This is a genomic window from Gaetbulibacter sp. PBL-D1 (assembly GCF_050509525.1).
GTDB lineage: Bacteria > Bacteroidota > Bacteroidia > Flavobacteriales > Flavobacteriaceae > Gaetbulibacter_B > Gaetbulibacter_B jejuensis.
This window is the reverse complement of the sequence record NZ_JBNWKB010000002.1, coordinates 17,814-35,803: the sequence shown is the minus strand read 5'-3', so window position 1 is coordinate 35,803 and position 17,990 is coordinate 17,814. Positions and strand designations below refer to the sequence as shown.

General features: G+C 33.7%; 20 protein-coding genes. 17 read left to right on the top strand and 3 right to left on the bottom strand.

Annotated features, from left to right (window positions below; translation table 11 throughout):
• Positions 1-29 precede the first annotated feature (29 nt).
• On the top strand, positions 30-1,322 hold the full coding sequence (locus tag ACQ0RB_RS02150; protein ID WP_430496165.1) for an aminopeptidase P family protein: 1,293 nt from the start codon (positions 30-32) through the stop codon (positions 1,320-1,322).
• A gap of 27 nt (positions 1,323-1,349) precedes the next feature.
• Here the strand turns inward: ACQ0RB_RS02150 and ACQ0RB_RS02145 are convergent, their stop codons facing one another.
• Positions 1,350-2,678 carry an aspartate kinase gene (locus ACQ0RB_RS02145; RefSeq protein ID WP_430496163.1) on the bottom strand — a complete coding sequence of 443 codons (1,329 nt, stop codon included), beginning with the start codon at positions 2,676-2,678 and terminating at the stop codon, positions 1,350-1,352.
• A 107-nt stretch (positions 2,679-2,785) separates the two neighbouring features.
• On the opposite strand from ACQ0RB_RS02145, the gene ACQ0RB_RS02140 reads away from it, so the two are divergent.
• Positions 2,786-3,442 carry a hypothetical protein gene (locus ACQ0RB_RS02140; protein WP_430496161.1) on the top strand — a complete coding sequence of 219 codons (657 nt, stop codon included), beginning with the start codon at positions 2,786-2,788 and terminating at the stop codon, positions 3,440-3,442.
• Here the strand turns inward: ACQ0RB_RS02140 and ACQ0RB_RS02135 are convergent.
• Positions 3,439-4,557, bottom strand: coding sequence for a glycoside hydrolase family 26 protein (locus ACQ0RB_RS02135; protein WP_430496159.1), 1,119 nt, complete (start codon positions 4,555-4,557; stop codon positions 3,439-3,441). The genes ACQ0RB_RS02140 and ACQ0RB_RS02135 overlap by 4 nt on opposite strands.
• An 80-nt stretch (positions 4,558-4,637) precedes the next feature.
• Here ACQ0RB_RS02135 and ACQ0RB_RS02130 point away from each other — a divergent pair, with 80 nt between their 5' ends.
• From ACQ0RB_RS02130 to ACQ0RB_RS02120, 3 genes are all read left to right on the top strand, one after another.
• A complete protein-coding gene (locus tag ACQ0RB_RS02130) occupies positions 4,638-5,414 on the top strand; it encodes an alpha/beta fold hydrolase (RefSeq protein WP_430496157.1) in 777 nt (258 codons plus the stop codon).
• A 60-nt stretch (positions 5,415-5,474) separates the two neighbouring features.
• Positions 5,475-5,735, top strand: coding sequence for a DUF1660 family phage protein (locus ACQ0RB_RS02125; RefSeq protein ID WP_134198240.1), 261 nt, complete (start codon positions 5,475-5,477; stop codon positions 5,733-5,735).
• 76 nt (positions 5,736-5,811) lie between these two features.
• Entirely contained in the window at positions 5,812-6,045 is a 234-nt protein-coding gene (locus ACQ0RB_RS02120) for a hypothetical protein (RefSeq protein ID WP_430496154.1), read from the top strand.
• On the opposite strand, the gene thiL is transcribed toward ACQ0RB_RS02120, so the two are convergent.
• Positions 6,029-7,081, bottom strand: coding sequence for a thiamine-phosphate kinase (thiL, locus tag ACQ0RB_RS02115; protein WP_134198239.1), 1,053 nt, complete (start codon positions 7,079-7,081; stop codon positions 6,029-6,031). The two genes, ACQ0RB_RS02120 and thiL, sit on opposite strands and share 17 nt — an antisense overlap.
• A gap of 176 nt (positions 7,082-7,257) precedes the next feature.
• Here thiL and ACQ0RB_RS02110 point away from each other — a divergent pair, with 176 nt between their 5' ends.
• The 12 genes from ACQ0RB_RS02110 (at position 7,258) to ACQ0RB_RS02055 (ending at position 17,955) form a co-directional block, all read left to right on the top strand.
• On the top strand, positions 7,258-7,587 hold the full coding sequence (locus ACQ0RB_RS02110; protein WP_129759923.1) for a HesB/IscA family protein: 330 nt from the start codon (positions 7,258-7,260) through the stop codon (positions 7,585-7,587).
• Positions 7,588-7,608: 21 nt separating this feature from the next.
• Positions 7,609-9,057, top strand: a complete 1,449-nt coding sequence (gene sufB, locus ACQ0RB_RS02105) for a Fe-S cluster assembly protein SufB (protein WP_262733567.1) — start codon at positions 7,609-7,611, stop codon at positions 9,055-9,057.
• A 17-nt stretch (positions 9,058-9,074) separates the two neighbouring features.
• On the top strand, positions 9,075-9,500 hold the full coding sequence (locus ACQ0RB_RS02100) for a hypothetical protein (RefSeq protein ID WP_262733568.1): 426 nt from the start codon (positions 9,075-9,077) through the stop codon (positions 9,498-9,500).
• A 3-nt stretch (positions 9,501-9,503) separates the two neighbouring features.
• Positions 9,504-10,256, top strand: coding sequence for a Fe-S cluster assembly ATPase SufC (gene sufC / locus ACQ0RB_RS02095; RefSeq protein ID WP_430496151.1), 753 nt, complete (start codon positions 9,504-9,506; stop codon positions 10,254-10,256).
• A gap of 66 nt (positions 10,257-10,322) precedes the next feature.
• On the top strand, positions 10,323-11,636 hold the full coding sequence (gene sufD, locus ACQ0RB_RS02090; protein WP_129759927.1) for a Fe-S cluster assembly protein SufD: 1,314 nt from the start codon (positions 10,323-10,325) through the stop codon (positions 11,634-11,636).
• Between the two features lie 6 nt (positions 11,637-11,642).
• Positions 11,643-12,860, top strand: coding sequence for an aminotransferase class V-fold PLP-dependent enzyme (locus tag ACQ0RB_RS02085; protein ID WP_430496149.1), 1,218 nt, complete (start codon positions 11,643-11,645; stop codon positions 12,858-12,860).
• Positions 12,861-12,914: 54 nt separating this feature from the next.
• Entirely contained in the window at positions 12,915-13,733 is an 819-nt protein-coding gene (locus tag ACQ0RB_RS02080) for an META domain-containing protein (RefSeq protein WP_430496147.1), read from the top strand.
• Between the two features lie 46 nt (positions 13,734-13,779).
• Positions 13,780-14,202, top strand: a complete 423-nt coding sequence (locus ACQ0RB_RS02075) for a SufE family protein (RefSeq protein WP_129759930.1) — start codon at positions 13,780-13,782, stop codon at positions 14,200-14,202.
• A 1-nt stretch (position 14,203) separates the two neighbouring features.
• Positions 14,204-14,527, top strand: a complete 324-nt coding sequence (locus tag ACQ0RB_RS02070; RefSeq protein ID WP_129759931.1) for an SUF system Fe-S cluster assembly protein — start codon at positions 14,204-14,206, stop codon at positions 14,525-14,527.
• Positions 14,528-14,541: 14 nt separating this feature from the next.
• Positions 14,542-16,377 (top strand): ABC transporter ATP-binding protein, encoded by a 1,836-nt coding sequence (locus tag ACQ0RB_RS02065; RefSeq protein WP_430496144.1) that lies wholly within the window; start codon positions 14,542-14,544, stop codon positions 16,375-16,377.
• Positions 16,378-16,430: 53 nt separating this feature from the next.
• A complete protein-coding gene (locus tag ACQ0RB_RS02060; protein ID WP_335972755.1) occupies positions 16,431-16,943 on the top strand; it encodes a DUF2480 family protein in 513 nt (170 codons plus the stop codon).
• A gap of 73 nt (positions 16,944-17,016) precedes the next feature.
• Positions 17,017-17,955, top strand: coding sequence for a DUF3078 domain-containing protein (locus tag ACQ0RB_RS02055; protein WP_430496142.1), 939 nt, complete (start codon positions 17,017-17,019; stop codon positions 17,953-17,955).
• The last annotated feature ends 35 nt before the right edge of the window (positions 17,956-17,990 follow it).

Here is a 17,990-nt window from a genome sequence, read left to right as displayed (position 1 = left end):
CAAGGGAATAAAAAAAATAAATTTTTCTTATGAAATATCATCCAATAGATAGTAAACTTTTTATAAAAAACCGTAAAAATTTTATGTCACAAATGAAACCAAGTAGTTTGGCGGTTTTTAATAGTAACGACATCTACCCAGTAAGTGCAGATAGCACGATGCCTTTTGAGCAACATAGAGATATTTTTTACCTCAGTGGAGTAGATCAGGAAGAAAGTATTTTAGTGCTTTTCCCTGATTGTCCAAATCCTAAACATCGTGAAATGTTATTCTTAAAAGAAACCAACGCGCATATTGCAGTTTGGGAAGGTGAAAAACTAACTAAAGAAGCCGCTTTTACAACTAGCGGAATCAAAACCGTGTATTGGTTACAAGACTTAGAGAAAATTATGTTCGAAGTCATGACGCAATGCGATACCGTTTACATAAATACTAATGAACATTACAGAGCCAATGTAGAAACCGAAACACGCGAAGACCGTTTTACTAAATGGCTTAAAGACAAATATCCTGCACATTCAGTAGCCAAGAGTAATCCTATTTTACAGCGTTTACGTTCGGTAAAAGACCCAATAGAAATTGAACTCATGCAACAGGCTTGTAATATTACCGAAAAAGCGTTTCGTAGAGTATTAGGTTTCGTAAAACCTGGTGTTTGGGAGTTTGAGATTGAAGCTGAAATGATGCACGAATTTTTAAGAAATCGCTCTAAAGGTTTTGCATATACACCAATTATCGCTTCAGGAAACAATGCCAATGTGTTACACTATATTGAAAACAACCAACAATGTAAAGATGGTGATTTAATTTTGTTTGATACTGCTGCTGAGTATGCTAATTATTCAAGCGATTTAAGTAGAACCATTCCTGTAAATGGTAAGTATACCGAACGTCAAAAAGCAGTTTACAATGCGGTGTTACGTGTAAAAAATGAAGCGACTAAACTATTGGTTCCTGGAACTATTTGGGCAGACTACCATGTGGAAGTTGGTAAACTTATGACCTCTGAATTATTAGGTCTTGGACTATTGGATAAAGCTGATGTACAGAACGAAAATCCTGATTGGCCAGCGTATAAAAAATACTTTATGCATGGTACCAGTCACCATATTGGTTTAGATACGCATGATTATGGTTTGCTGCACGAACCAATGCAAGCCAACATGGTATTTACCGTAGAACCTGGTATTTATATTCCAGATGAAGGGTTTGGTATTCGTTTGGAAGATGATGTAGTGATACAAGAACAAGGAGAACCTTTTAATTTAATGGGTAATATCCCAATTGAAGCAGAAGAAATTGAGGAGTTGATGAATTCATAAACAAAAAAACGGCAATTTGCCGTTTTTTTAATTTAATATCACTTCTGTTTCGAAAACATATCGATTTAACTTCCGTAAGGTTTCTTGTTTATCACTTGTATTAATCAACAGCGATATATTATTATTACTTCCACCATAGGCAATCATACGCACATTAACGTCTTGTAATATCTGGAACAGTTTAGGTGTATCAGGATGAAACACAATGTTGTTGCCTACTAAACAAACAATAGTTCTGTAGTCGTCTATTTCAACTGAGGCAAATTTTTGTAATTCTTCAGAGATGTGTTGTAGGTGAGAGGTGTCGTCAATAGTTAACGACACTGCAATTTCAGACGTGGTAATCATATCAATTGAAGTTTCGTATTTTTCAAAAACCTCAAAGACTTTTTTCAAAAATCCGTGAGCTAACAACATACGAGCCGATTTAATCTTTATAGCAGTAATACCATCTTTAGCTGCTATGGCTTTTATACCTTCACCATGAATGGTATTTGTAATTAAAGTACCATGAGCTTGTGGAGCCATAGTGTTTTTTAAACGCAACGGAATGTTTTGCTCTCTAATTGGCATAACCGTTTGCGGATGCAATATTTTAGCACCAAAATAAGCCAACTCAGCAGCTTCATCAAAAGACAAGTTTGAGATGGCTTGCGTGTCTTCAACATAACGTGGGTCGTTATTATGAAAACCGTCAATATCTGTCCAAATTTGTACTTCTGTAGCATTAATTGCAGCTCCAATAATAGTTGCAGTATAATCGCTTCCACCACGTTGTAGGTTGGCAACTTCACCTTCAGAATCCAAACAAATAAAACCTTGTGTAATGTAAATGTCTGCTTGTGGTAATTGCTCAATACAACGAGTTAAGTTTTGTTTGATGTAAAAATTATCTGGTTCATGGCTTTTATCGATACGCATAAAATCGAGCGCTGAAATCAACTGTGCATTAATACCTTCCTGTTGTAAAAATCTACTAAACAAAAAAGTAGATAAAAGCTCGCCTTGAGATACGATTTTGTTATACAAAAGTTCAGTGTGAGTTTCTTTAGCCCAAAGACTCAAAGATTTAAAAACGGATTGAACATAAACTTGAGCTTCATTATGCAATTGCAAATCTTGTAGTAAGCCATTAACTACATCCACATATTTTAAACGTAAATTCTCAATAAGTTGAGGTGTTAGGTTGACATTATTCTGTTTTATTGCTTCAGAAATCGCTACAAGCGCATTAGTTGTTCCAGACATTGCTGAAAGTACTACTATCTTTCTGTTGCCATCATTAATGATGTTTTTTACGTTGGTCATATTTTCAATAGACCCAACTGATGTTCCGCCAAATTTTAAAACTTGCATAGTCTTGTTCAATTAATTTTGAAGCAAAGCTATATTCAAAACATTTTAAACACATGAAATTTAAAAAATTAAACTAAATTTGCACACACTGTTAAATAATTAACAAAATGAAAACTATTGCAGCTTGTGTTGAAGAGCTTTTAGTAGCGCAACCTTTTTTAGAAGAAGCCTTGTCTAGAAATATAATTAACTATTCCGCTTTGGCAGAAGAATTGGCAGATCCTGTAAGTGAAATGCTTAGAAAGCCTGTAAAAACAGGAGCGATAATGATGGCGTTAAGACGTTATAGTCCACCAAAAGATCTAGGAAATTCACCACGATTAAAACGCGTTATAGAAAGTTTGGGAGACATTACTGTGAGGTCTAATTTAAGTGATTTTACATTTCAAAATTCTAAAACACTTATACTAAGTCATTCTAAAGTTTTGCAACATATTGATGCGCAAAGTAATGTGTTTTATGCGTTTACTAGAGGAATTCTAGAGAGTAATATTATCATTTCGAGTTCTCAAAATGCTTATATAAAAGAAAATTTTAAAGATGAAACCTTGCTAGGTTTAAAAGAACATCTTTCAGCAATAAGCATTAGTCTTCCTGAGAACAATTCAAAAGTTACTGGATTATACTACCAGATTTTTAAGCGATTAGCTTGGGAAGGTATCGCATTGTACGAAGTTGTATCGACTACCAACGAGTTTACTGTTTTGGTGGAAGACGATGTGGTTGACAAAGCCTTTTCGGTAATCAAACGTCTAAAAAGTTAGTCGTACATCTTTTTAAGGTCGTTTTCAAACAGTGTAAACTCATCGTTGTAAAAAGCTTTAAAATTTTCTTCGCTTACTTGTCCAGGAAATGGTGCATAGTAATGTGTAGGACTGTTTTCGTCGTTTCTCCACACAAGTACATAAGACAGCTCTAAGCCGTTCGTTTTTAAAAGCTTTAGTAAGGTATCTGTCCACCAAGTCGTGTTAGGAATAGATTCTAATCCTGTTTCGGTAAAAGCAGCTAGTTTGTGTTTCTTTTTAGCGTAATCCGAAACAATTTTCAGTTTTTTGGCAGCAATTTCCAAATCATATCTATCGCGACCTAAATCGGCATAGTTATCCATTCCAACCATATCTACCCATTCATCACCAGGATAACGTTCTAAAAATTCTTCTTCGGTAGTAAATCTGTTATCAGGAGAAAAAGCATAAATAAAATTATGAACACCCAATTCATCCCTCAAGTAACTAACGGTAAATTGCCATAAACTAATAAATTCTTCTTTTGAGCAATAAGGTTTTCCCCACCAAAACCAATCGCCATCAAACTCATGGAAAGGTCTAAAAATAACAGGAACCGATTTTCCATCAGCTCCTTTCAGGTTGTTTGCCCAATACCCAATTCTTTTAAGGATATTTTTATACTCATGATGTGCTTCACCACCAGGAATAATATATTTTACAGCAGGTTTTGAGATAGAATCCTTCCAATAAAAACCACCTCCAGAAACAGGATTATTAAAATGCCATGCAATTGTGGTAATTCCTCCTCTGTTATAAGTGTCTTCTACATTTTTTTTCAAATCGTACATTGCTTGTTGAACTTTTCGTTCACTAATTCCTGATACATTGTAAAAATCAACACCTATAACTGCTGGATGAGAACCCACAACAGATTTTACATCACTTCGGTTCTTGTCACCTTTCCAGCCATGACCATATTCAGTGGCATGTTGGTGTCCAAAGAGAATGTGTTTTTTAGAAGTTTCTTTTAAATTATTAAAAAGATTTATGGTTTCGGCAGTAGCGTTTTTGTCTATTAAATGATTGGTTGGTTTTTTTGAACAACTAAACATTAATAATGATAAAAGAACAAATAGCGAAAGTGATTTCATAATAAAATAAGGTATAGGTTCAAAATTAAAGGTTTTAAGTATTCTCCCATAACACTATCTTTGCATTTCTTTATAGAATAATGACAATAAAATATAAGAACATAAATTTATACTTTACTGATGAAGGTAAAGGCGAGGCAGTAGTCTTGTTACATGGTTTTTTAGAAAACTCTACTATGTGGACTAATTTAGTTCCTGAGATTTCCAAAAACCATAGAGTTGTGACCATAGATTTACTGGGTCATGGACAAACAGATAGTATCGGTTATACCCATACTATGGAAATGATGGCTGAAGCAGTAAAAACTGTATTAGAACATTTGCAGATTGAACAAGCAAAATTTGTTGGTCATTCAATGGGTGGATATGTTGCTTTAGCTTATGCAGAAAACTACACTAGTGATGTTACAGGTTTGTGTTTAATGAATTCTACCGCTCAAGAGGATAGTGACGAACGTAAGCTAAACAGAGACAGAGCTATAAAAGCAGTTAAACAAAATCATAGAGCCTTTGTGAGTATGTCTGTTGCCAATTTGTTTGCTCCCGAAAATCGAGAAACGTTAAAAGAAGCAATTGATTTTGTTAAAGAACAAGCTTTGGAGACTTTGCTTCAAGGTATTGTTGCAGCATTAGAAGGCATGAAAACGCGTAAAGACAGAACACGGTTTTTTAATTCGCTTCCTATAAACAAAATGCTTATAGTTGGACGTAAAGATCCTGTTTTAGAGTTTAATACAACGGTATCTCATGTTGAACATTCTGATGTAAAAATTGTTGAATTTCCTGATGGACACATGAGTCATATCGAAAACACGAAAGAATTAACTTACAATATTTTGCATTTTATCGAAAATTAGAGCTTTTAAACAGTTTTTATTTTGTTTTTTTCTAAGTTAACAGTCCCAAATCTCGATAACATGAAAAAAACTACAACTAACCCAGCCTCTAAACTTGTTTGTGATATAGTTGGTCACAAATATGAAGTATCAAAAAAAGTAACTTCACATGTAAAAGAATATACGTGTAAACGCTGTAAAAAGCAACTTACCACAAATAGCAACGGAAATTTAACTGAGCTTACGCCTAAGTACAAAGAAATCAATACTATCCTTGAAGAGATTTACACAAGAAGGATGATACGTTTAAAGTCAAAAACACTCAGTTCATCGATATATTAACAATTGCTTGTAAGTTTTTACTTGATTTTCATATATTTAGAAATCCTCTAAAGTAATAACTAAAATAGCAAGTCAAGTGAAAAATCTCTACTGTTCTTTATTTGGTCATGAGTACAAAATAGCTAAAAAAGTTACGTATCATGTAAAAGAATACAAGTGCAAAAACTGTAATGCACAAACGACCATTAATGGTAAAGGAGAAATGATTCCTTTAACACCAAAATACAAAGAAATAAATTCGGTTTTAGAGCGTATACACAACCGAAGAGTTCACAACAAAAAACAAAAAGCGCTTATTCCTGATTATTAAGAGCGTTCCAACCCTTAGCAACTATTGGAATTTTAGCTTCTGCTCTAGTTACCAAATGCATTCCGCTGCTTTTTTCTGTAATAAATCCTATAACGCTCAAATTTGGGTTTGCTTTAATTTTAGGGTAATCGTCTTGAGAAATCGTCATTAAAAGTTCATAATCTTCTCCGCCATTTAAAGCTACAGTTGTACTGTCTATATCAAACTCTTCGCAAGTTGAAATTACTTGAGGGTCTAAAGGTATTTTGTTTTCATACAATTCAACACCAACATCGCTGTGTTTGCACAAATGAATAATTTCAGAAGACAAACCATCGCTTATATCAATCATAGATGTAGGTTTTACTTCCAAGTCTTTTAGAAGTTTTACTATGTCTTTTCTAGCTTCAGGTTTTAATTGACGTTCAATAATGTACGTGTACATGTCCAAGTCTGGTTGGTTTTGAGGGTTCACTTTAAACACTTCTTTTTCGCGTTCTAAAATTTGTAAACCCATGTATGCGCCACCTAAATCACCAGTTACAACAAGTAAGTCGTTAGGTTTTGCTCCTGATCTATAAACCACTTCATCAGCTGCAACTTCACCAACAGCAGTAACCGAAATAATTAAACCAGTAGTTGAAGAGGTGGTGTCACCACCAATAACGTCAACACCATAAACAGCAGCAGCAGTTTGAATACCACTATACAACTCTTCGAGCGCTTCAACAGGGAATCGATTAGAAACAGCAATAGAAACCGTAATTTGTGTTGCATTGGCATTCATAGCATACACATCAGAAAGGTTGACCATTACACTCTTGTAACCTAAATGTTTTAAAGGCATGTAGCTAAGATCAAAATGCACATTTTCAACTAGCATATCGGTTGTAAGCACAATTTGTTTAGACTTAAAGTCTAGCACAGCAGCATCATCACCAATACCTTTAATGGTTGATTTATGTTTAACATCAAAGTGTTTTGTTAAATGATCTATAAGTCCAAATTCTCCTAATTCTGAAAGTGGAGTACGTTGTTGGTTTTTATCTTCTATCATGCTGCAAATTTAAAGATTATGAAGTAAAAACTTATGCCATTTTATAAATTAATGAGCAAGCAGCTGTGTTATCTGTTTAGCTTATGCAACTATTTGCTAATATAATGTTAGGTTGTATGGTAAAACCCTTCTTATATTGTATATTTGCAGTCAATTTAGACGTAATTAAAACAATTATGATTAAAGTATCAGATACAGCTAAAAAGAAAGTTGTAGAGTTAATGACCGAAGATGGTTTCAACTCAGCAACAGACTTTGTTCGTGTAGGTGTTAAAAGTGGAGGTTGTTCGGGTTTATCATACGATTTAAAGTTTGATAAAGCACAGAATGAAGAAGACAAGGTTTTCGAAGATAATGGTGTAAGAATAATTGTTGATAAAAAAAGCTTTTTATACCTTATAGGAACAACTCTTGAGTATTCAGGAGGTTTAAACGGAAGCGGATTTGTATTTAACAACCCTAATGCTAATAGAACATGTGGTTGTGGTGAATCATTTTCACTGTAATTTTTTGAAGCGAGATAACTAATGAGTAAGTATACCGAAGACGATTTAAGAGAAGAGTTAAAAACCAAGGAATATGAGTACGGATTTTATACAGATATAGAATCTGATACTTTTCCTGTAGGTTTAAACGAAGATGTTGTTCGTGCTATTTCTAAAAAGAAAGAAGAACCAGAGTGGATGACTGAATGGCGTTTAGAAGCCTTTAGAGTTTGGGAACAAATGGTTGAACCAGAATGGGCAAATGTAAACTACGAAAAACCAGATTTTCAAGCCATATCTTATTATTCAGCACCTAACAAAAAGCCTAAATACGAAAGCTTAGATGAGGTTGATCCTGAATTATTAGAAACGTTCAATAAGCTAGGGATTTCTTTGGATGAGCAAAAGAAACTTGCAGGAGTAGCAATGGATGTTGTTGTTGACTCAGTTTCTGTTGCAACAACCTTCAAAAAAACATTAGCAGAAAAAGGTATTATTTTCTGCTCAATTTCTGAAGCAATTAAAGAACATCCAGAACTTGTAAAAAAACACATAGGAACGGTTGTTCCAAAAACCGATAATTTTTACGCAGCGTTAAACAGTGCAGTGTTTAGTGATGGGTCGTTTTGTTACATTCCTAAAGGTGTACGTTGCCCAATGGAATTATCAACCTATTTCAGAATTAACCAAGCAGGAACAGGACAATTTGAAAGAACACTTGTGGTTGCAGACGAAGGTAGCTATGTAAGTTACCTAGAAGGTTGTACAGCTCCAAGTAGAGATGAAAACCAGTTGCACGCAGCAGTTGTTGAGCTTATTGCGATGGAAGATGCTGAGATAAAGTATTCAACAGTTCAAAACTGGTTCCCAGGAAATGCCGAAGGTAAAGGAGGCGTTTTCAATTTTGTAACCAAACGTGGATTGTGTGAGAAAAACTCAAAAATTTCTTGGACGCAAGTTGAAACAGGAAGTGCTGTTACTTGGAAATATCCAAGCTGTGTGTTAAAAGGAGATAACTCAGTAGGTGAGTTTTATTCTATTGCTGTAACTAATAATTTTCAGCAAGCAGATACAGGAACTAAAATGATTCACTTAGGAAAAAATACTAAGTCAACCATTATTTCCAAAGGTATTTCAGCAGGAAAATCTCAAAACTCTTACAGAGGTTTAGTTCAAATAAGTTCTCGTGCAGACAATGCTCGTAATTTTTCACAGTGTGATAGTTTGCTAATGGGTAATGAGTGTGGAGCGCACACATTCCCATATATTGAAGCTAAAAATAAATCGGCTCAAATAGAGCACGAAGCAACAACCAGTAAAATTGGTGAAGACCAGATATTTTACTGTAACCAACGTGGTATCGATACTGAAAAAGCAATCGCCTTAATCGTAAACGGTTTTAGCAAAGAAGTATTAAACAAGTTACCAATGGAGTTTGCTGTTGAAGCACAAAAGTTATTAGAAATAAGTTTAGAAGGCTCAGTTGGATAAACACTAAAAACAAACAGATGAAAAAAATCTTTTTAGCACTTTTAGTATCTGCAGTATTGTTTTCATGTAAAAACGATTCTAAGAACGACACAAGTTCTACCGAAACAACTACCGAAAATGTTGATGGTAAAACAGCAAAGCAAAATGATGGATTGACGCTTGTGGTTGGGGAGTTTGTATACTATGCTGATGCTGCTGTTATTCAAACCAATACTACAGTGTATGGAGTTGTTATCGATAAAAAAATGCATGAGCTAAACGATGTGGCTCAACAATACAAAAAAGAAGCTACAGATTATGTGACTGTTGAGGTTAGAGGAAAAATAATTCCGAAACCACAAAATGAGGAAGGTTGGGATTACAGAGTCGAAATTAAAGAAATACTAAAAGTTTCTGCTTCTAAAGCAGATGAGAATAACGTTATAAAATTAGGAACAAAATAAGATATGTTAAAGATAGATAACTTACACGCAAGTGTTGAGGACAAAGCAATACTAAAAGGAATTAACCTAGAGGTTAAAGCAGGAGAGGTACATGCTATTATGGGACCAAATGGTTCAGGTAAAAGTACTTTGGCATCAGTAATTGCTGGAAGAGAAGACTATGAAGTTGAAGAAGGTGAAATCATTCTTGAAGGTGAAAATATCGATGAGCTAGCTGCTGAAGAGCGTGCACATAAAGGTATTTTCCTATCCTTTCAATATCCTGTTGAAATACCAGGTGTTTCGGTTACCAATTTTATGAAAACAGCCATCAACGAAACACGTAAAGCAAAAGGACTTGAAGAAATGCCAGCTAATGAAATGCTGAAATTAATTCGTGAAAAATCTGAGCTTTTAGAAATTGACCGTAAGTTCTTATCACGTTCATTAAACGAAGGTTTTTCAGGTGGAGAGAAAAAGCGTAATGAAATTTTCCAAATGGCAATGTTAGAACCTAAATTGGCTATTTTGGATGAAACCGATTCTGGTTTAGATATTGATGCTCTTCGTATTGTTGCAAATGGAGTAAACAAGTTAAAGAATAAAGACAATGCTGTAATTGTTATTACGCATTACCAACGTTTATTGGACTATATCGTTCCAGATTATGTACATGTTTTACATAACGGACGAATAGTAAAATCAGGACCAAAAGAATTAGCTCATGAGCTAGAAGAAAAAGGTTACGATTGGATTAAAGAAGAAGTTGGCGCATAAATGCCAGTAATCAGTTAACAGTAAGTGGTAGTTGATATCACAAACTGAAACTGCAAACTGTAAAAAATGGAATTAAAAGATAAATTAGTCTCATCGTTTTTTGCTTTTGAAGATCATTTAGAAGATGCTTCTCCAATTCATGATATAAGAAACGAAGCTATAAAAACATTTGAGCAAAAAGGATTTCCTACTAAAAAAGAAGAAGCTTGGAAATATACTTCTCTTAATAGTGTTTTAAAACACGATTACAGCCTTTTCCCAAAGACTGAAAACACTATTGAGTATAAAGATATCAAGCCTTACCTAATTCATGATATTGATAGTTATAAAATTATTTTTATAGATGGTAAGTATTCTTCACACTTGTCTCAAACCACACACGATGGTATTGACGTTTGTTTAATGTCTGCTGCTTTGGCTAAGCCTAAATACAGATTAGTTATTGAAAACTATTTTAATAAAGCTGCAACAAAAGACAGTTTACCATCACTAAATACAGCATTTTCTAGTGAAGGAGCATACATTCATATTCCTAAGAATAAGTTGGTTGAAAAACCAATTCAAATCGTGCATTTTTCAACAGGAAATGAAGCCGCTTTAATGTTGCAGCCACGTAATTTAATTGTTGTTGACGAAAATTCTCATGTGCAAATCATAGAACGTCATCAAAGTCTTACAGATAACCCTGTATTAACCAATTCAGTAACTGAAATTTTTGCAAACAAGCGTGCCATTGCTGACTATTATAAAATACAAAACGATAATCAAAACGCTTCATTAATTGATAATACGTTTATCAAGCAAAAGCAAGAAAGTCATGTGTCTGTACATACGTTTTCATTTGGAGGAAAACTAACAAGAAACAATCTTAATTTTTACCAAAATGGCGAGCGTATAGATTCTACTTTAAAAGGCATCACAATTATTGGAGATAAGCAGCATGTAGACCATAATACTTTAGTGCATCATATAGAACCAAATTGCGAAAGTCATCAAGATTACAAAGGTATTTTTGGAGATAGTGCTACAGGTGTGTTTAACGGTCAAGTTGTTGTTGAAAAAGAAGCACAAAAAACCAATGCTTACCAGTCTAACAACAATATTTTAGTTAGTGACAAAGCAACCATCAACTCTAAACCTCAATTGGAGATTTTTGCTGATGATGTAAAATGTTCACATGGTTGTACTATTGGTCAATTAGATGAAAGTGCTATGTTTTATATGCGTTCAAGAGGAATACCAGAAAAAGAAGCTAGAGCGCTTTTAATGTATGCATTTAGTAACAATGTATTGAATTCGGTAAAAATCCCAGAAATAAAACAACGCATTACTAAGCTTATCGCTAAAAAATTAGGCGTTAATATTGGGTTTGATTTATAACGGTTTATGTCTTTAAATGTAGCTGACATACGAAAAGACTTTCCAATACTTTCAAGAAAAGTCAATGGCAAACCATTAGTGTATTTTGATAACGCTGCAACTTCGCAAACACCACAACAGGTAATTGATTGTATTGTTGATTATTACAGTGGCTATAATGCTAATATACATAGAGGTGTTCATACACTAAGTCAGGAAGCAACTGACAAATATGAAGAAGCTAGACTGAAAATACAAGCGCATTTTAATGCCAAAACATCTCACGAGATTATTTTTACTTCTGGTACTACGCATGGTATTAATTTAGTAGCTAATGGGTTTTCATCACTATTAAAAAAAGGTGATGAAATTATTGTTTCTGCCTTGGAGCACCATAGTAATATTGTACCTTGGCAAATGTTGTGTGAACGCACAGGAGCAACGCTAAAAGTCATTCCAATGAACCAAGATGGTGAGTTGGTTATGTCAGAATTTGACAAGCTATTATCTCAAAACACCAAATTGGTATTTGTTAATCATATTTCAAATGCTTTAGGAACCATTAATCCTATTGAAACTATCATTAAAAAAGCGCATCAAGTAGATGCAGCAGTTTTAGTTGATGGAGCTCAAGCGTGTCCACATATTAAACCAGATGTTCAGGCTTTAGACGTTGATTTTTATGTCGCTTCAGCGCATAAAATGTGTGGTCCAACAGGAGTTGGTATTCTTTACGGAAAAGAAAAATGGTTAAACCTGTTGCCTCCATATCAAGGTGGTGGCGAAATGATTGCTGAAGTTACTTTTGAAAAAACAACTTATGCCGATTTACCTCACAAATTCGAAGCAGGAACACCAAATATTTGTGGAGGCATTGCTTTTGGAGCTGCAATTGACTATATGAATGCAATAGGTTTTGATGCTATTGCAAACTACGAGCATGAGTTACTTGAGTATGCTACTGAAAAGTTACTAGCTATCGATGGACTTAAAATTTACGGAACTTCTAAGCACAAAACATCAGTTGTTTCTTTTAATTTAGAAGGAATTCATCCTTATGATGTAGGTACTATTCTAGATAAACTAGGTATAGCTGTTCGTACAGGTCATCATTGTGCACAACCTATTATGGATTTCTACAAAATTCCTGGTACTGTTAGAGCTTCATTTGCATTTTATAATACTAAAGAAGAGATTGATGCTTTAGTAGAAGGTGTCAAAAAAGCACAAAAGATGTTGTCTTAACAACTTTGGCTTCTTTTTTGTATTATTAATGGTCTAAACCAAAATACAATCAAGATGAAATTAATTTTACTCATATTAAACCTAGTACTATTGAACTCTTGTGGAGCATCTAAACAAGAGTCGCTAACAAATAGTAATGAGAATGCTATAAATAGAGAAAAAGTCATGTTATCAGGGGCTTATAAAATAGTAGCCATTGATGAAAACGATACATTACCTGACGATTTGACCATTTCCTTTGATAATAAGACAAATAAAGTATCAGGATATTCTGGTTGTAATCAATTTATGGGTGATTATACGTTTGAAAATGATTCAATTACCTTTGGACCTCTAATGTCTACAAAACGATTTTGTATGGACAGTATTAATACAATTGAACGAAAAATATTAAGTGCATTATCTAAAACCCAAACATTAGTTTTTGCAAATGAAGAGTTGAGTTTTATGAGTGGAGACACAGTGGTATTAAAAGCTTCTAAAACCGAAACAAAGTCTAATAAAGTTGCACAAGAAAGCGATTATATAATTGAGTACTCTGCAACTACAAGAGGATTTCATAATTCGTTAAAATTTCAAAATGGTATTATGACAACTCTTAAAGGAATGGATTTAAAAGAAGCTAAAAAAACGTGTTCTGAAGAAGACTTAGCTGCTTTAAATAAATTGATTCAAGAATTAGATTTAGAAAAATTAAACACACTAGAAGCACCTTCAAAAGCACATCAATATGATGGTGCTCCAATAGGACGATTAATGATTGAATATAAAGGAAAAACCTATCAAACACCTGTGTTTGATGCTGGAAATCCTAATAAATATGTTGCACCTTTAATTGAGAAATTATTGGTAATTGCCGAAAAGGGTAAATAATTGAAAAGCTGTATAACTATTCGTATTTTTGCATAAAAGAAAGACTGTGACAATACAAGAGATACAAAACGAGATTATAGACGAATTTTCAATGTTTGATGATTGGGAAGAACGTTACCAATACATGATAGATTTAGGTAAAACACTTCCACTAATTGATGCACAATACAAAACCGACGATTTTATTATAAAAGGTTGCCAAAGTAAAGTTTGGGTACATGCCAATTTAGATACAGATAAAGTTGTTTTTACTGCAGATAGTGATGCTATTATTACCAAAGGTATTATCGCTATTTTAATTCGTGTATTCTCAAACCAACATCCAAAAGATATCATAGAAGCTAATACAGATTTTATTGATGAGATTGGACTAAAAGAACATTTATCGCCTACTAGAGCTAATGGTTTAGTAAGTATGATAAAACAATTAAAAATGTATGCAGTTGCGTACCAAACACAATTAAATTAATATGGAAACCACAATAGATACAAATGCTTTGGGCGAAAAAATAGTAAAGGTTTTAAAATCTATTTTTGATCCTGAAATTCCTGTAGACATCTACGAATTAGGTTTAATTTATGACGTTTTTGTTAACGAAGATTATGATGTAAAAATCCTAATGACTTTAACAACACCTAATTGTCCTGTTGCCGAAACATTACCTATGGAAGTTGAAGAAAAGGTGAAATCAATAGACGAAGTAAAATCTGCTGAAGTAGAAATTACTTTTGATCCGCCTTGGAGTCAAGATTTAATGAGCGAAGAAGCCAAGTTAGAACTTGGTATGCTTTAATAAGGTTTTTATAAATGCCAAGACGTACGCCTACTTCATTAAAAGACGATAAAAAAACTAATCTTAAGTCGTCTTTTAATGCGCTTGTTTACATTCCAAGGTTTTTTAGAGAAATCTGGAACGTAAACAAAAAACTTTTTTTACTTGCTGCCTTTTGCAGATTAATTGGTGCATTGCTTCCTGTTATTATTTTATGGGTTGGAAAACTCATTATAGATGAAATTATTCTTCAAACCTCATTAGAGGTTACAGATTACACCCAACTTTGGACCTATGTTGCTGTAGAATTTACGCTAGTTATTTTATCAGATTTGGTAAGTCGTGCTATTTCACTAACTGATGGTTTACTTGGCGATGAATATAATATTGCAACTTCGGTTACTATTATAAAAAAGACCAATCAAATTAACATTAGTCTGTTAGAGGATGCCGATTTTTACGATAAGCTAGAACGTGCCAGAACTCAAACCACAGGTCGTGTTGGTCTTATGTCTAACGTGTTAGGACAAGCACAAAGCGCCATTTCTATTGCAACACTTGTGGCTGGTTTAATTTATTTTGAACCGTATTTAATCATCTTGTTGGTGTTGAGTATAATTCCGTCGTTTATTAACGAAGTTCGCTTTAGTCAACAACAATATTCATTGGCTAGAAGCTGGACAGCAGAACGCAGAGAATTAGATTACTTACGATTTATTGGTGCCAATGATAAAACAGCAAAAGAAATAAAGCTTTTTGGACTTACAGATTTTGTTGTAAATCGATTTAAAAACCTTTCAGAAGAATACTATGAACTCAACAAAACCCTTGCTATAAAACGTTCGGCTTTAGGTTTTGTGTTTAACGTTTTGGGTTCATTAAGTTATTATGGCGCTTATGTGTTTATCATTTATCGTGTGCTTTCTGGCGCTATTACACTAGGTGAACTTACGTTTCTTTCTGGGTCTTTCAATAGGCTTATGAAAAACCTTCAAGACTTCTTTTCAAAATTCACACGTATTTCTGAAAGTGCTTTATACCTTAAAGATTATTTTGATTTCGTTGATATTTCTGTAGCTTCAAAAACCAAAGAAGATGTGCCATTACCAAAACAGATTAAACAAGGTTTTGAGTTTAAAGACGTGCATTTTTCGTATCCAGGTTCTGAAGTTGAAATATTAAAAGGCATTTCGTTTACATTACAAGCTGGTGAAAAACTAGCGTTTGTCGGTCAAAATGGTGCAGGAAAAACCACATTAACCAAACTATTATTACGTTTTTACGAACCAACTTCTGGAGAAATTTTGTTAGATGGTATTAATATAAATCGCTTTAATAAAGCCGAATACCAAGAGTTTTTTGGAGTGATTTTTCAAGATTTCTTTAAGTATGAATTTACTGTAAAAGAAAACATTGCTATTGGTGATATTGACGAACTGAACAATCAAGAAAAAATTGAAAATGCTGCCGAATTAAGTTTAGCAAATGATGTGATTTCAGAGTTAAAACACGGTTACAACCAACAATTAGGAAAACGTTTTGTAAACGGCATGGAACTTTCTGGTGGACAATGGCAAAAAGTAGCTTTAGCAAGAGCGTATATGAAAAATGCCGAAGTAATGATTCTAGACGAACCTACATCAGCACTTGATGCCAAAGCCGAAAGTGATGTGTTCACAAGGTTTATTGGGCTTACCGAAGGAAAAACAAGCATTATTATTTCACATAGATTTAGTACAGTTAGACAAGCCGATAGGATTTTGGTTCTAGAAGAAGGTCGTGTTCTTGAAATAGGAACTCATGAAGCGTTAATGGCAAACAAATCGTTATATGCTGAATTATTTACACTTCAGGCAGAAGGTTATCAATAGCTTTCAACATATTAAACACTCGATTTTCGAGTAAAACAATTTATCTTTGTAGTATGGCAGAAGAAATTATAAACAGAGTCGCAAATAGTAAACTTGTTACTATAGATTTGGAAGACTACTATCCAAAAGGGCAACGCGTGTTATTTGATATAAAAGACTGGTTGTTTCAAGAGCTTATTTTAAAAGAATCTGATTTTAGAGCTTTTGTTAAGGAACACGATTGGTCACAATACCAAGATGCTTATTTAGCATTAACGTGTTCTGTAGATGCGATAATTCCTTCTTGGGCGTATTTACTTATTACATCGCATGTTTCGGCTTATGCCAAAAAAATTGTAGTTGGTGATTTGGTGACTTTAGAAACAGCAATTTATCAAGATATTATATCGCAATTAGATGTTTCAGACTATTCTGAAAAACCTCTTATTATAAAAGGATGTGCCAACAAACCTATCCCTGAATCTGCTTACACATTGCTTATTTCAAAATTACAACCTATAGCAAAATCTATTATGTATGGTGAAGCTTGCTCAACTGTACCTTTATATAAGAAAGGTAAAATGTGACTTTTGTAATAAAGTTGAGTCTAAGAAAAAGACTATTTTTGTACAGTAAAAATTTGATTTAAAAAGAAGTATAATGAAGAAACTATTATTTACAATTGCTTTAATTACAGTAGCGTTTACAACTAACGCTCAAACAATGGAAGAACTAAAGGCTGAACAAGCAGCAAAAAAGGATTCGATTGTAGCTATACAAGGTAGAGTTAATGCTCTACAAGCTCAAATTGATGCGCTTCCAGGATGGAGAGTAGGTGCTTTTGGTACAATTGGAGGAAGCATTTCTAACTTTAACAATTGGTATGCACAAGGAACACCAAATAACTCATCGGGTAGTATAGGTGTGTCTTTTAACGGTTATGCCAATTTAATTCAAGAAAAATATTTCTGGAGAAATGCATTAACTGCAAACCTTAACTGGATTAAACTTGATGATAAGGATACTGATTTAGATGATGATGATTTTAACCCAATAACAGACGTGTTTAACCTATCATCTTTATATGGTAGAAACATCACCAACAAATTAGCAGCTTCTGCATTATTAGAATACAGAACGACACTTTTAAACAACTTTAACGATCCTGGATATTTAGATCTAGGTGTTGGTTTTACTTGGACTCCTGTTGATAATTTAATAGTTGTTGTTCATCCTTTAAACTACAACTTTGTATTTGCTGATAATGATGCAATTTTTGATTCATCACTTGGTGCTAAAATTGTAGCAGATTATACAAGACAAATAGGGGCTGTAAACTTTAAATCTAACTTATCAATGTTCCAAAGCTACAAGAGCTCAGACCTTTCTAACTGGACATGGACAAACTCTTTTGGTTACACACTATGGAAAATGATTGGTGTTGGTTTTGACTTTGGATTAAGAAGCAACAAACAAGAAGCGTTAAACTATGCTTTAGGTAATTTTGATCCTTTATCTGGAGATGACGAGCCTTCTTTTGGTAATGTAGATAATGATTTACAAACCTATTGGACATTAGGATTAAGCTATAAATTCTAATTGAAATAGAATATAATATTAAAAAGCACGCTAAC